The following is a 14,073-nucleotide window of genomic DNA, read 5'->3' as shown; positions in this document are numbered from 1 at the left end:
CTCTGCAATATCATTATTTCTTTTAACCAACTAAAATACTTTTTAATTGTCAGCATTTTTAAGAAGCCTTTTAGCGAGTCCACCGATAGTAAGCCCATGCACAAGAATGGAATAAACCACGATGACATAGGTTATCAGTACAAATTCATCCCTGTACATTTCAGAACTTAGCGACAGCGCCAGCGCTACCGATAATCCGCCTCTTAGTCCGCCCCAAGTTAATATCGCTATTGTGTTCTTTTCAAATTTGATCTTGAAACGTAAAAGCGTGATCGGTAAAAACACCGACACCCAACGGGCGAATAAAGCTACACAAATGCCGATTATACCTATAAGGAAGATAGTTGTATTGGTTTTGATCACTAGCATTTCAAGCCCGATAAGTAGGAAAAGTATAGCGTTAAGTATTTCGTCTATTAACTCCCAGAACTTGCCCAAGTAGTCGCGGCTTGTCTCTGAAAGCGCTTCGGCTTTTGCTTTGTTGCCAGTTATAAGTCCGGCGACAACCATTGCCAGCGGGCCCGAAATATGCAGATAGCCTGCAAGAAAATAACCGCCGGATACGATTGCAAGCGTGATCAGCACCTCTACTTTATAATCATCTATGGACCGCAGGGCGTAGTAGCCTATATAACCTAAAATTGCCCCGAATAACAGGCCCCCTACCGCTTCCTGGAGGAAAAGTTTGCCAACCGACACAAGGCTGATATTTGCTGAGCCAGGCTGAGCAGCTTCCAGCAGCGTGACGAAAATAACCACGGCTATACCATCGTTAAATAACGACTCGCCGGATATCCTGACTTCGAGTGACGAAGGAATTTTGGCAGCTTTCAATATCGCCAGCACGGCAATGGGGTCAGTAGGCGATATTACTGCGCCAAAAAGCAGGCAGTATATGAAAGGCACCGGGAAGTTGAATAGGCGGAACACTTCCCACATGACAACGCCGACAATCGTCGTCGAGATCAATATCCCGATGGTAGAAAGTGCAAGCACCGGCCAGGCCTCTTTTTTTAGCTTAGCGGCGTCGATGTGTATGGCGCCCGCAAAAAGCAGGAAGCTAAGCATGAAATTCATGAGCACATCCCGGAAATCGATCGACTCCGCCAGTTGTTTGGCCCGCAAGGTGAGGGAAGGGTATAAATGCCCGGCGAACGCAAGTATTAATGAACTCCCCAGCGACAATATCATGATACCGATGGTTGGGGGCCATTTGATGAACCTGTGATTGACATAGGCGAATACCGCGGCAAGCACGATTGTCGTAGCAAGTATCTGACTGAAGTTCATTTGGTAACTTTAGATGTATCCGGACAATATAGGAAAAATTGCAGAGTTAAGGATGTAATGCCACCATCTTCGCCATTTCCGATCCGGCCAGTAAAAATGCGCCTACGCCATAAACTTCGGTATCATCACCAGTTACCTTTTCGGGCTTCTCGCCTATTTGCTGCACATAACCGAGTTTACCGTCGGGCTGTACACATCCCATCAAAGCTTTCCAGGCTTTTTCAACTACTTTGTGATACTTATCATAGGGTAACAGGCCCTTATTGATACCGTAAGCTAAAGCATAGCAATAAAAACCGGTGCCGCTGGCTTCCTTAACCGGGTAGCTTTTAGGGTCCAGCAATGCCGCATGCCATGTTCCATCGCGGTTTTGAAGCGAAGCGATCTTTTCGGCCATCTTTTGATACAACTCAACAAACCTCCCGCGCTCGGGATAATCAGAAGGCATATTATCCAGCACCCTTACAAGGCCGCCCATTACCCAGCCGTTCCCACGCGACCAGAATACCTTTTTGCCATTGGCTTCCTTTTGAGTAAAAAAGCGGCTGTCGCGATAATAAAGGTTTTCATCTTTATCAAACAGGTAGTCGGTAGTTTTCCACCACAGTTTACTGGTTATATCAAGGTATTTTTTTTCGCCGGTAGCCGAATATAGGTAGGCCAAAGCAGGCGGACCCATAAACAGTGCATCGCACCAGGCCCATTCGCGGCTTGCTATGTTATTTTTCCATTCGAGCGATTCGGTATGCGGTTTAGCAATAATGCTGTCGGCCAAAGCTCTAAAATGTGCAATCATTGCAGGCTCCTTATAGTTAATGTAAACCTGCGAATACATTTGCGCCACACAATAGTCATCAGCCATAAAGCGGTTGGGGCCGGTGTTCCATCTTAGGCTGTCGCCAATATCTTTCATTTCGTGCAGGTAAATGGAGTTATCCCCTATCTGATACAGCGCCATAAAACCTGCATAGCCTGCCCCCATGGTCCAGTACCATTTGGGATGTTTGCGCCCATGCTCCTGCCATTCGCGCAATTGCCAGCTGGCTACTTTGTCCATAATGCGCAGGATTGAATCTTTTTTTACTTTTTTCTTCGCATATACAGCCTGGAAGGTTAATAACGTCAGCAGCAGGATAGCAAGGTATTTTCTCATAGTGGTTGGTTTGGAAAATAAAAGTATAAATTATTACCAGATCAAGTTTATATAAAAGTATTGTTTGCCGATAATTGTTCGTTCAAATAAAAATATCTATTTGTCCAATACAGCCAAAGCAATTCGTCATTTCCTCAAAAAACAAAAATTTAAAAGCTATGAAAGAATTTGTTTTGATCTTCAGACTTGAAGAATTGCCCGAAACCAATTTTTCACCCGAGGAAATGCAGGCACGAATGGGTGTATGGGAAAAATGGGTCGATGGAATTATCGCCCAAAATATCCTGGTTAGCAGGGGAAACAGGCTTAGCAAGGAAAGCCGCGTCGTTAGGGATAAAAAACTGTTAACCAAAGGACCTTATGTCGAACTGAGTGAGATCATTGGTGGCTACATTATTATCAGGGCCAATTCAATTGACGAGGCTGCTGAAATTGTTAAGGAGGCACCTATTGTCGGCAAAGGAACTATTGAGGTCCGGGGAATTTATGAGGGTGACGAATAAAAAAGTTCAGCGGGCTGTCCAATAACCGCGGCGCCAGTCGTCATTCAATTATAAAACCAAAAAATTAAAGACATGAATGAATTTGTATTGATCTTCAGGAATGATTTCCGGCCAGAGTTAAAATTTTCACCGGATGAAATGCAGGCCATTATGCAAAAATGGCAAGCCTGGATGGGCGGCATAGCTGCACAGGGTAAAATGGCCAGTACCGGCAACCGTCTCGGAGGTGAAGGTAAAACCTTAAAACCCGGTAATGTAATTACCAATGGCCCTTATGCCGAAATAAAAGAGATGGTGGGCGGCTATATCATCATTAAGTCGGATACCATTGATGAGGCCACTGAAATTGCCAAAGGCTGCCCTATCCTGACCGTTGGAGGGAATGTAGAAGTAAGGGACATCGTTCCAATGAATCGTTAACCGTTTAACCTTAAACTAAAGAGAATGAAAGAGTTTGTATTGCTATACAGGTCTGAACCACTGGGCGAAATAAAATTGACGCCGGAAGGTACGCTGGCCGTGTCAAAAGAATGGGAAAACTGGATGGGCGGCATCGCCGCACAAAATAAACTGGTATCCAACGGGGCGCGTTTAGGAAATGAAGGACGTAGTGTAAAGCCCGGCAACGTAGTTACCAACGGGCCTTACGTTGAGATCAAAGAGATAATAGGCGGACTTAGTATCATACGTGCCGAATCATTAGACGAAGCCGCTGAAATAGGCAAAGGTTGCCCGATACTTAACGTCGGCGGATGTGTCGAAGTAAGAGAAATCATCCCGATGAACGGATAAATTTAATTTTATGCCAGGCTTCTGCCGTGTATTTTTACCGGCAGAAGCTTAACTATCCATGCACGACAAAGAGCTGATACCACATTTATATCGTACCGAATTCAGGAAGATAGCGGCCGTTTTGTGCCGTTTGTTCGGTATCGAGCATATCAGTATTGCCGAAGATATTGTAGGCGATACTTTCCTACTGGCAGCAGAAACCTGGGGATTAAAAGGCGTACCGCAAAACCCGCCTGCCTGGCTTTATACCGTAGCCAAAAACAAGGCAAAGGATTTTCTTAAGCGCAATACGATATTTAATGACAAAATTTCCCCAGCACTTCAGTATACGGCATGCGGCAATACCGAAATAGATGTCGACCTGTCCCCCACCAATATAAACGATAGCCAGTTGCAGATGATGTTTGCCATCTGCCACCCGGGTATTCCACCCGAATCCCAGATAGGACTATCGCTGCGCATTCTTTGTGGTTTTAGTATCGACGAGATTGCCGACGCTTTCCTGACCAACAAAGAAACTATCAACAAACGGCTGTTCCGCGCACGCGAAAAACTAAAGCAGGTAAAAGTGAGGATAGAAATGCCTTCGGCCTCAGAAATTGGTCAAAGGATTGAAAATGTGCTCATCACGCTTTATCTTTTGTTTAACGAAGGTTACTATTCCTCCAATCGCAACACGGTACTGCAAAAGGATCTTTGCCTGGAGGCAATGCGCTTAACGCACATGCTTACCGAAAATGAAAGCACCAATAAACCCGAAGTAAACGCCCTGCTTTCGTTAATGTGTTTCCATGCGTCCCGGTTTGATGCGCGTACTAATAAGGATGGTGAACTAATACTTTATGAAGACCAGGATATTTCATTGTGGGACAAAGAATTAATTAACAGAGGAGAATGCTATCTTAACCTCTCGGCCAAGGGCGATGTCATCACCAAATACCATATTGAAGCGGCCATAGCCTACTGGCACACCGGCGAAAGGGATAAACCGGAAAAGTGGGAAAAAATTCTTAGCCTGTATAACAGGCTGCTAATGATCGAGTATTCGCCCATCGCAGCGCTAAACCGTACTTATGCCTTAGCCAAAGTATATGGAAGTGAGGTCGCGATTATCGAGGCTGAAAAATTGAACCTCATAAGCAGCCATTTGTATCATATTTTATTGGGAGAATTGTACAGTGACATAGATATACACAGGGCCATTGATCATTTTAATTTAGCTTTGAAATTAACCAAACCCGTTGCTGATAAAAATGTGATCAGGAAGAAGATTGAGGGGCTAAAAAATAAATTTAACTAACTTGCAACATGGCTTACGATGAAAAACTGGCCGACCGTGTCCGCGAAGCTTTAGCGGATATACCAGATGTGGAAGAAAAGAAGATGTTCCGCGGCGTTACCTTTATGGTCGACGATAAAATGTGCGTCAGCGTGAGCGGTGATGAACTGATGCTCCGCCTCGATCCTGATCTGACCGAACAGTTGGTTGAAGAACCGGGCACCCGCCCGATGGTTCATGGGGACAAACACATGAAAGGTTTTATCTATATCAGCGAGGAACGTTTCCGCAATCAAAAGGACTTTGACCGCTGGATCAAGTTGGCATTGGATTATAACCCGAAGGCGAAGTCTTCTAAGAAATAACAAATGGTAACGCTGAACTTGTTTCAGCATCCCATATGCAAAGTTTGTAACTTGCATGATGAGATCCCGAAACAAGTTCGGGATGACATTATTTTACAGTATACTCTGCCAGACTACTATTATCCTTCCCATAAATCTTTGCTATCGCCTTAATAACCTTACCCTTACCTACAGCGACGGGTTTGGTATAGAGATGCTCCGCGGTAAATGATGGCGTAGAATCATCGGTGGTATAATAGATCTTTGCGCCCGGAGTGGAGCATGCGATGCTTACAGTGCCATCCTTTGCGTTTATTAAAGGTTTTTTAACAATACCAACATATTTCGCGGTTCGTGCATCGTGTATAACACCTTTCCAGTTCATCCCGAAACCAAAATCGTAAGTATGATAGTCGGCATCGGTATAGCAGGCCATATCATGCGGGATGTCCTCGTCCTGCAGTTCTACCGTCTTCATATTGGCCGGCATCTGGAACGGCAGTAAGCCCGAAGGTTCAGCTGCACCGGTAATGATATCCAAAATGGCCTGGTTTTGCACGCCAAAGCTGATAACGATGGCATTGGCATCTTTTTCAAATTCGGCGGGTATCGCGGGTTTGCTGGCAACCATTATTACAATAACCGGCTTGCCTTTCATCGCTTCTTTAGTTTCGCGGATGGTTTTCAAATCGGCATAATTACCGGCTGTTATCGTCTTGTTTTTGTACGAACGGTTATCGACACCCGGTTCAACCGGGTCGCCGGATGCAATGCTGTGGGCCCTCGCATGGGTTGCTTTATATTCTCCATATTGAAGCGTTATAGGTACATAACCATTGCCGCCCTTTGCAACATCTTCTTTATCGTATCCGGCTCCACCATACGGACTGCTGATAAAAACAACGGCGCAATCGGCTTTGGACGGATCGTCCGTCGACTTAAAATATTTACTCAGTAATTCCGGTTTTACCGCTTCATCCCAGCGCTCCTTTGATGGCGGCCCAAAAAAGCCCTGCATGGATGGTGTATACTTTTTGGGCAGATAGACGGTGATGTCCTTCTTCAATGGCAAAACATGGTTGCTGTTCTTAAGCATCACGATGGATTTCAGTTGCGCATTATAACCTGCAGTCATAAATTCAGGCTTACCGACAGTAGCTTTGGACGCCTCAACGTCCAGGTAAGGGTTTTCAAATAGCCCCGTCCTGAAAATATTTGTCAGCAACCTTACTGCCGATTTTTCGAACCGGGCACGCATAAACGCTTCCCCGTGCTCCTTTACCCCCATGTTGTAAGCCTCTATTACCGGCTTCGAATCATTGTTCCCGCCAAACTGGTCTACACCGGCCATCAATACTTTATAGTGTCGCTCAGCTACGCTCTTCGTTTCCATCCCCCACGATTTTCCCGCGAAAATATCGGGTGTTTTACCTTCATCGGCAGTCACACCCCAGTCGGTACAAACCACGCCGTCATAATGGTATTTAGTGCGCAGCAGATCAGTTATCAGGTACTTGTTATAGCTATTGCCCTCATTTTCCTTGTTCTTTGTATCGCGGCCGTATGAAATAGTATAGTAAGGCATCACCGCTGCCGACATCCCGGTTTTGCCGTGCAGTTTCAATGCGCCGTCAACAAAAGATACCAGGTGTTCGTCAAAATTATTGCCAGGGTAAACAGCGAATTTACCATAGGCAAAATGCGCATCGCGACCGCCCTCTTCCGGACCACCGCCGGGCCAATGTTTCATCATCGCATTTACGCTATGATAGCCCCAGCCATTTTTGATCTCGCTGCTGCCTGTCGAGGTTTGAAAACCATCTACGTATGCTCTGGCCATATCAGCAGACAATTGCGGATCTTCTCCAAAAGTACCGTTGATACGCACCCAGCGGGGCTCTGATCCAAGGTCGATCTGTGGCGATAATGCCGTTGATATACCCAGCGCCCTATATTCCTGAGCGGCTATATGGCCGAACTGTTGAACCACAGCCGGGTCGAATGTTGCTGCTAAACCCAACTGATCGGGCCATTGCGATATTTTACCGCCCGCGCCGGCTGTATATTCTACGCCCGAATTAGTGCTATGCCGCGGATCGCTGCTGTTATTGGCTGGTATGCCGAAGCCTTCACCCTCAACCAAAGCCTGCACCTTGTTGTTCCATTTAGCCGCTACCTCGGGGCTTTGTACGGATGTGATCAGCACATGGCGTAAATTATCCTTGATCAGAAAGTCCTTTTGCTGATCTGTTGGCTCCGACGCATCCATTCCCTCGGCATAAGCTTTCCCGTCGTAAGTGCCCGCACCAAACCCGCGCGGCGACATCGATGGTAGGGCCTGGTGGGCGCTATATAACATCAGTCCGGCTATTTGTTCAACCGATAGTTTTGAGGCAAGGTCCTTTGCCCTTTCCGCCACCGGCAAACGCCAGTCTTCATACTTGTCCAGTTTGCCATTCTTATCCAGGTCCTTAAAAGCAAGTCCATCCACCGTTAATATTTTTACGCCCGATTTGGACGAATACCCCAGTGTAGGGCCATTGGTATTCTTTACCAGCACAATACCGTCGCCATCATCAATGACGGTCCAGTTTTGCTTTGGTTCGATCTTGTTACTTGTGATAGCTACAGCCAGAGCTATCAATGATACTGAGCCAATGGCATAGAAAGGCGCAAGGCGGATAAACGGTTTTTTCATAAAGGATCAGATAATTGGTTAAAAATCTATTGTGTTATAATGACACAAACTAAAGGTATGTATTTGATTCAATTAAACCGAATGTTATAGACAAAAAAGATGAGGATGTATACCGGCGTGCTTTTTTGATCGATAAGTAGCATCAAAAAAATATTGAATAAACGTAAGGAAATCCTGTCGTCGACGACAAAGCCTTAAAATTATCTTTTATCGAATAGAATTATACATGAAAAAAATCCGGGGAAGTTGTCGTAAGGCTACGCTGTACATTTTAAAAAATAAAGGTAAGGCCCTCTCCTTTTCAAGAAAGCTTTTTTTGGCTTATCACCTGCTTATCTGCGAGCCTTGCAGAATGTTCAAAATCCAAAACGACAGGATAGACCAGGCGATGAAGGAAATAAGCATAGACATTAAAAAAACATACGATATAGACAAATCATGAAATCAACCAAGATCATTTACTGGGCGTTCACCGTCCTTCTATCAGCTTTTATTGTTTCCGGGGCCATTCTGGATATTTTGAAAGGACCCGATGTGGTATCATTTTTTAAACACCTGGGTTACCCTGAGTATTTTCCACGTTTTATAGGCCTGCTAAAACTATTGGGTATTGCGGCGATACTTACGCCGGGCATACCAAAGATCAAAGAATGGGCCTATGCAGGCCTCACTTTTGATGTGGCCGGAGCGCTTTCATCACATCTGCTGAATGGGGATCCGCCAACCATTTGGATGCCTGCATTCATAGGTCTTGTGCTGGTTACAGGTTCCTACCTGTTCTACCGGAAAAAATTGAAATTATCTTTAAAAATAACAGAATGAAAACATCTAACTTATTATATAACAATACTCCTGCCGTTGTAGTTACCACTTTAGGTTTAGCCATTGTTTTACTTTGGTTCGGCATTTTTAAATTTACTGAAACTGAAGCTCATAATATTGAAGGCTTGTTAAGTAATAGCCCGTTAATGAGCTGGATGTACAAGTTGTTTAGCTTAAGCGCAGTGTCGGGCATTATTGGTGTATTGGAAATATTATCGGCGGTTGGCCTTACGATAGGTATATTTTATCCCCGTGCAGGTTTATATGGCAGCGCTTTGGCTGTAATTATTTTTGTGGTCACCTGTACTTTTTTACTTAGCACACCGGGAATGGTTGCTAAAGTAGACGGTATGTGGGTACCTTCCGACACCGGATCGTTCCTGATCAAGGATATAACCCTCCTTGGGGGCTCTCTATTTCTTTTGTCGTATTACACTAATAAATTATGATGAACTCACGCGTTGCAATGCTGCTTCTCCTGCTATCGGCCGTTACAGAGTCGTGCTGGAACGTTTGCCTGAAAAAAGCCACCAGCTTTACCGATTGGAAGATAATGGGCCCGGGGATTTTGTTTATGATAACCGGTATCATTATGTTCAAGACATCTCTCCGGATCATACCGCTTGGTGTGGCTGTGATGATATGGAGCGGCGTGTCACTTGTCCTTACTATCGGCCTGGATGTGCTTTATTTAAAAACTAAGATCGACTGGCTTACCGCTGTGTTTATGGTTATGTGTATGGTTTCTATATTGGGATTAAACTACGCTTCGGGCAGGTAATTTTTTTAAATTTACCGCTACAAATCCCATACCCATGAAACCATTTGCAGTACCCTCCTATGAGCAGGTTGCCGAAGAGGCAAGGCCTGCGTTCGATCGTTTTATCAATTAACGGGCAAAATGCCTAACCTGTATGCCACCATCGGCTATTCAGCCAATGCGCTTAATTCCTACCTGCAGTATGTGAACGAGCAGGCCCGCGGAACTTTTCATGCGAAAGAGCGTGAGGCTATATATCTTATTGTGTCTCAATTTAACGGGTGCGAATACTGTTTGGCCTCGCATACGCAATCGGCAATAAAAAACAAATGGACCGAAGAAGAGACGCTTACACTGCGGGCGGGCACTTATCCCGAACAAAAATGGCAGGTGATCTACCAGGTTATCAAATCGGTGATCGAACAGAAAGGCCTTGTAAGTGATGAGCTACTCGCTGAGTTTTATACCCTCGGCTATAACGAAACTGCCCTTATCGACCTGATGGTGCTCATCAATGTGATGAGTTTTACCAATTATACTTACAGGTTAACCCAAATACCCATCGACTTTCCGCCTGCAAAGGACCTGTAAAAAAGAAAGCCTCCCAATATTCAGGAGGCCTTCATCAAACTAAACCAACAACTTATTATGAAAACAGTCTTCAGATAACCGGCAACGTAGTTGTTACCATTACCGGTCTCAATTTCTTCCGGGGCCTCAAGCCTTTACCAAATCACAACATTTAATCTCACAGCTCTCGGCGCCCGGTCAAATTACTTTACCGAGATCTCTCTCGATTGAATTTTAGCTTCTTCTTTCTTAGCTACATTCAGCTTCAATACACCGTCGGTATATTCAGCTTCGATCCTGGCATAATCAGCCGCTTCAGGCAAGGTAAACGACCTTACGAATGAGTTGTAGCTGTATTCGCGCTTGCTGTATTTCTTACCTTCGTCCACGTTTTCAGTTTTCTTTTCAGCAGATACGCTCAATACGTTTTTGTCAAGGTTGATCTTAAAATCTTCCTTCTTTAAACCAGGAACAGCCAGTTCGATATGAAACTCGTTCTCAGTTTCAGCAATGTTTACCGCAGGTACTTTATTTACGAACCTGTCGTTAAGAAATGAGTCGTTAATGATCGAATCAAACACATCACCAAACCATGGGTTCACTGCGCTTTTCTGTCCGTTGTTAAATTTTACCAATGTCATTTTTATATCCTCCAGAGTTTTATATTTTTTGTTTTATTAACTTCGGCAGGTATAAATCAACTCTTATACCAAGGGGCAAAAAACGTTTGTTTCAGACAATTTGTCCTGTGTATATTATTTCTTACCGACATACTGTCACGCAATGAGCGAAAACTTAGCAGATTATAAGCATCGGACCCCTATACAGGTCCGCTTCTCCGATCTCGATTTTTATGGCCATGTAAACAATGCCACCTATCTCACCTACTTCGAGACCGCACGCGTACACTATTGGAAAGACGTGATTAAATGGGATTGGAAAAACAATGGGATTATCCTTGCACGGTCAGAAGTGAATTATATAAAACCCATAAAACGAGGCGATGAGATTGCCTGTTACGTGCGAACCACGCGTATAGGTAACAGCAGTTTTGACATTATGCATGTCATAGTGATTGTAACCCCTGAAGGCGAAGAAATTTGCACCACAGGAAAAACGGTATGCATCAGTTACGATTATAGCATCCATAAGCCGGTGAAAATACCCGCCGAACAACGTGCACGCATGATCGCATTTGATGAACCCGGGATGATATTGAATACGAATTAACAGATGTGCAAGTGTGCAGATGATGCGATGCAAGCTGTATTAGTAACTCGCCAACGACCTAAATATTTGATATTAGGTAATTTGCAAATCAGAAAGCTTTTATGCCGGGCGTGATCAGCATCTTTTCATACAGCCGGTTGATGTGTTTCTTGTGCCCGCCGACGACGATTGTTGCGTGCAGACAACCATCTTTTTTGGTTATAAGCCGCCTTCTCGACCTGAGATGCAGTTGACGGATAGTATCTTCCAGTGTTTCCAGGTCGGTGTAGTCAATGGTATCAAAAACGACGAACAGGACCCGCTCGTGGCTCACTTTATCTATGTAGTCTTCCAAAAGATGAAATAGTACCAGCACAACAAGGGTAAGTAAGGTCGAAATAAGGCCTAGGAGGTAATTCCCCGACCCTACCGCCATGCCAATAGCTGCCGAAATCCATATAACAGCCGCAGTGGTAAGTCCGTTAACTGATATGTTGTCCTTAAAAATAACCCCTGCGCCAATAAAACCAATGCCTGTTACGATATTGATATTTACCTGTTGCCCGCTTTGCTGGGCGATCATGGTAAATAAGGCGGACCCGAGTGTTATCAATATAATCGTACGGAAGCCGGCTGTTTTGTTTTTGTACTGCCGCTCCAAACCAAGTATGGCCCCGCATACTACCGCTATCCCTACTTTAATAAGGTCCTGGGTTGATATGTCAAATTCTGAGGGAGACATTTTTTAATAATTTAGTCCGGAAAATCGAATTTAGGTATATCCTGTCAATCAAAGAAATCCTTAAATCGCCCCCGAAATCGGTGCAATCAAAAAATAATCGGCGCAATCGCCAATTCAAAATATCTTTCCCGGGTTCAATATCCCGTTAGGGTCGAACACCTTTTTAATGCCCCGCCATAATTCAAAATGAACATCAGAATATTTTATTGGCATAAACTCCTTTTGCACCAACCCAATACCATGTTCACCCGATAACGTTCCGCCAAGCGACACGGTCAATTCAAATATCTCGCGGATGCCATCCTTCAACTTATTATGCCAGTCATCGTCGCTCATCGTACCCTTCAAAATATTCACATGTAAATTTCCGTCGCCGGCATGCCCAAAGCAAACTGACTCAAAATTGTAACGGCTGCCTATTTCTTTAATACCCTTAAAAAGCTGCGGCAGTTTAGCCCGCGGAACCACGGTGTCTTCTTCCTTAAATACGGAGTTAGACCTCACCGAAACTGCCATGGTCCGCCTTAATCGCCATAACTCTTCTTTTTGTGCCGATGTGTCGGCAAACAGTACATCCTTGCAGTCAAACTGCTCTAATACGGTGTTGATCTTCTCGCAATCATTAAAGACAACGTCCATGTTGGTGCCGTCGACCTCGATAAGCAAAAAAGCTTCGATGCCATCCTTCAGGTCAAAATTGATCCCATCGTATTTTATCACCCACTCCAACCCCTTTCGTTCCATAAATTCTAATGCCGACGGAACTATTCCCGCCCTGAAAATAGCCGAGACCGCGGCACAAGCTGATTCGGCCGTTTCAAATGAGGCGAGTAAAAGCGCGTCCTGTGCCGGCCGGGGTATCAGCTTAGTTACGATCTTCGTGATAATACCCAATGTCCCCTCCGAACCGATCATCAGTTGCGTCAGGTTATAACCCGATGCATATTTAAGCGTATTGGCTCCGGTCCAGATGATATCACCGTCAGGCAGAACAACCTCCAGGTTCAATATGTATTCTCTTATCGTGCCGTATTTCACCACCCTCGGTCCACCTGACCCGTGCGATACATTTCCGCCTATAAAACAACTGCCCTTGCTCGCGGGGTCAACCGGGTACAGTAAACCCTTTTCGGCAACCGTGTCCATAAATACTTCGGTTATTACTCCGGGCTCTACCGTAGCCTGCAAATTTTCTTCATCGATATCCAGGATATGATCAAAGCGTTCCATCGAAATAAGCAGCCCGCCCATAACGGGTAATGCTCCCCCGCTCAAACCCGTGCCAGCCCCTCTTATCGTCGCGGGTACCTGGTGCTCATTGCAAAGCTTCATTAATGCCGATATTTCTTCCGGCGACTTTGGTTTAACAGCCACTTCCGGATAATAAATAAGGTCCTCGGTCTCATCGTGGCTGTATTTTTCCAGGTCTGCATGGTCGGTGATAACAAAGTCATCTCCTACAATAGCTTTGATGGCCGATAATATCCTGCCTGTTATTTTATTAAATTCCATTTCCAGGTTTGTTATAAGTAATGGTAACGCTTGAGTGATCAACTTTGCCCCGTAGCGGCGGATTTAGCTTTTTAATGGTGACGGTGACGATGGCTACGTAAGGATAATGCTTTACTATATCCTCAATAATGGCCTGGCAAAGCGTTTCAATCAATTTTCGAGGATGCTGCATCTGTGCGAACGTGAGTTCATACAAGTGCTCGTAATTTACAGTATCGGCCAGTTTATCATTTTGCAAAGCCCCCTGCGGCTCAAAATCAGCCGATATATCCACCACGAATTTGCTTCCCAATAATTGTTCTTCCGGGTAAAAACCATGTTTGCCAAAGAACTCGGCGCCGTGCAGTGCTACGTTGATCATGGGTCAAATTTAGTTGATTGAGTTGAATAAGTTGGATT

At 44.8% G+C, this 14,073-nt stretch carries 17 protein-coding genes; 10 read left to right on the top strand and 7 right to left on the bottom strand.

Annotated features, from left to right (window positions below; genetic code table 11):
- Positions 1-42: 42 nt before the first annotated feature.
- Both FRZ54_RS17090 and FRZ54_RS17085 read right to left on the bottom strand, forming a co-directional pair.
- A complete protein-coding gene (locus FRZ54_RS17090; RefSeq protein WP_147032834.1) occupies positions 43-1,290 on the bottom strand; it encodes a cation:proton antiporter in 1,248 nt (415 codons plus the stop codon).
- Positions 1,291-1,336: 46 nt separating this feature from the next.
- Positions 1,337-2,443: a glycoside hydrolase family 88/105 protein gene (locus FRZ54_RS17085; protein ID WP_147032832.1), complete on the bottom strand. Its 1,107-nt coding sequence runs from the start codon at positions 2,441-2,443 to the stop codon at positions 1,337-1,339.
- A gap of 158 nt (positions 2,444-2,601) precedes the next feature.
- On the opposite strand from FRZ54_RS17085, the gene FRZ54_RS17080 reads away from it, so the two are divergent.
- The 5 genes from FRZ54_RS17080 to FRZ54_RS17060 all read left to right on the top strand — a co-directional run bounded on the left by FRZ54_RS17080 (position 2,602) and on the right by FRZ54_RS17060 (position 5,382).
- Positions 2,602-2,946 (top strand): YciI family protein, encoded by a 345-nt coding sequence (locus tag FRZ54_RS17080; protein ID WP_147032830.1) that lies wholly within the window; start codon positions 2,602-2,604, stop codon positions 2,944-2,946.
- A gap of 72 nt (positions 2,947-3,018) precedes the next feature.
- Positions 3,019-3,366, top strand: coding sequence for a YciI family protein (locus FRZ54_RS17075; protein ID WP_147032828.1), 348 nt, complete (start codon positions 3,019-3,021; stop codon positions 3,364-3,366).
- 24 nt (positions 3,367-3,390) lie between these two features.
- Complete coding sequence (locus FRZ54_RS17070; protein ID WP_147032826.1) at positions 3,391-3,738, top strand: YciI family protein; 348 nt, start codon at positions 3,391-3,393, stop codon at positions 3,736-3,738.
- A gap of 58 nt (positions 3,739-3,796) precedes the next feature.
- Positions 3,797-5,038, top strand: coding sequence for an RNA polymerase sigma factor (locus FRZ54_RS17065; RefSeq protein WP_147032824.1), 1,242 nt, complete (start codon positions 3,797-3,799; stop codon positions 5,036-5,038).
- A gap of 8 nt (positions 5,039-5,046) precedes the next feature.
- Positions 5,047-5,382 carry a TfoX/Sxy family protein gene (locus tag FRZ54_RS17060; RefSeq protein WP_147032822.1) on the top strand — a complete coding sequence of 112 codons (336 nt, stop codon included), beginning with the start codon at positions 5,047-5,049 and terminating at the stop codon, positions 5,380-5,382.
- A gap of 88 nt (positions 5,383-5,470) precedes the next feature.
- On the opposite strand, the gene FRZ54_RS17055 is transcribed toward FRZ54_RS17060, so the two are convergent.
- Positions 5,471-8,059 carry a glycoside hydrolase family 3 N-terminal domain-containing protein gene (locus FRZ54_RS17055; protein WP_187359649.1) on the bottom strand — a complete coding sequence of 863 codons (2,589 nt, stop codon included), beginning with the start codon at positions 8,057-8,059 and terminating at the stop codon, positions 5,471-5,473.
- Between the two features lie 438 nt (positions 8,060-8,497).
- Between FRZ54_RS17055 and FRZ54_RS17050 the strand changes: the two genes are divergently transcribed.
- From FRZ54_RS17050 to FRZ54_RS17035, 4 genes are all read left to right on the top strand, one after another.
- Positions 8,498-8,881, top strand: a complete 384-nt coding sequence (locus tag FRZ54_RS17050) for a DoxX family protein (protein ID WP_147032819.1) — start codon at positions 8,498-8,500, stop codon at positions 8,879-8,881.
- Positions 8,878-9,330, top strand: a complete 453-nt coding sequence (locus tag FRZ54_RS17045; RefSeq protein WP_147032816.1) for a DUF417 family protein — start codon at positions 8,878-8,880, stop codon at positions 9,328-9,330. Before FRZ54_RS17050 ends, FRZ54_RS17045 begins: the two co-directional genes overlap by 4 nt.
- The gene (locus FRZ54_RS17040; protein WP_147032813.1) at positions 9,327-9,662 is read left to right on the top strand and encodes a DMT family transporter; all 336 of its coding nucleotides are present in this window, start codon (positions 9,327-9,329) and stop codon (positions 9,660-9,662) included. Before FRZ54_RS17045 ends, FRZ54_RS17040 begins: the two co-directional genes overlap by 4 nt.
- A 120-nt stretch (positions 9,663-9,782) precedes the next feature.
- Positions 9,783-10,232 carry a carboxymuconolactone decarboxylase family protein gene (locus FRZ54_RS17035; protein WP_147032811.1) on the top strand — a complete coding sequence of 150 codons (450 nt, stop codon included), beginning with the start codon at positions 9,783-9,785 and terminating at the stop codon, positions 10,230-10,232.
- Between the two features lie 182 nt (positions 10,233-10,414).
- On the opposite strand, the gene FRZ54_RS17030 is transcribed toward FRZ54_RS17035, so the two are convergent.
- A complete protein-coding gene (locus FRZ54_RS17030) occupies positions 10,415-10,852 on the bottom strand; it encodes an Hsp20/alpha crystallin family protein (RefSeq protein ID WP_147032808.1) in 438 nt (145 codons plus the stop codon).
- A 142-nt stretch (positions 10,853-10,994) separates the two neighbouring features.
- Between FRZ54_RS17030 and FRZ54_RS17025 the strand changes: the two genes are divergently transcribed.
- Positions 10,995-11,441: an acyl-CoA thioesterase gene (locus FRZ54_RS17025; RefSeq protein ID WP_147032805.1), complete on the top strand. Its 447-nt coding sequence runs from the start codon at positions 10,995-10,997 to the stop codon at positions 11,439-11,441.
- Positions 11,442-11,529: 88 nt separating this feature from the next.
- Here the strand turns inward: FRZ54_RS17025 and FRZ54_RS17020 are convergent, their stop codons facing one another.
- The 3 genes from FRZ54_RS17020 to folB form a co-directional block, all read right to left on the bottom strand.
- Positions 11,530-12,162 (bottom strand): MgtC/SapB family protein, encoded by a 633-nt coding sequence (locus FRZ54_RS17020; RefSeq protein ID WP_147032802.1) that lies wholly within the window; start codon positions 12,160-12,162, stop codon positions 11,530-11,532.
- Positions 12,163-12,276: 114 nt separating this feature from the next.
- Positions 12,277-13,674, bottom strand: a complete 1,398-nt coding sequence (locus tag FRZ54_RS17015) for an FAD-binding oxidoreductase (RefSeq protein WP_147032800.1) — start codon at positions 13,672-13,674, stop codon at positions 12,277-12,279.
- Positions 13,664-14,035 carry a dihydroneopterin aldolase gene (gene folB / locus FRZ54_RS17010; RefSeq protein WP_147032799.1) on the bottom strand — a complete coding sequence of 124 codons (372 nt, stop codon included), beginning with the start codon at positions 14,033-14,035 and terminating at the stop codon, positions 13,664-13,666. Before folB ends, FRZ54_RS17015 begins: the two co-directional genes overlap by 11 nt.
- Between the last annotated feature and the right edge of the window lie 38 nt (positions 14,036-14,073).

Source organism: Mucilaginibacter ginsenosidivorans, from assembly GCF_007971025.1.
Classification (GTDB): Bacteria; Bacteroidota; Bacteroidia; order Sphingobacteriales; family Sphingobacteriaceae; genus Mucilaginibacter; species Mucilaginibacter ginsenosidivorans.
The sequence above is the reverse complement of the archived record's forward strand: the minus strand, read 5'-3'. Positions and strand labels throughout refer to the sequence as shown.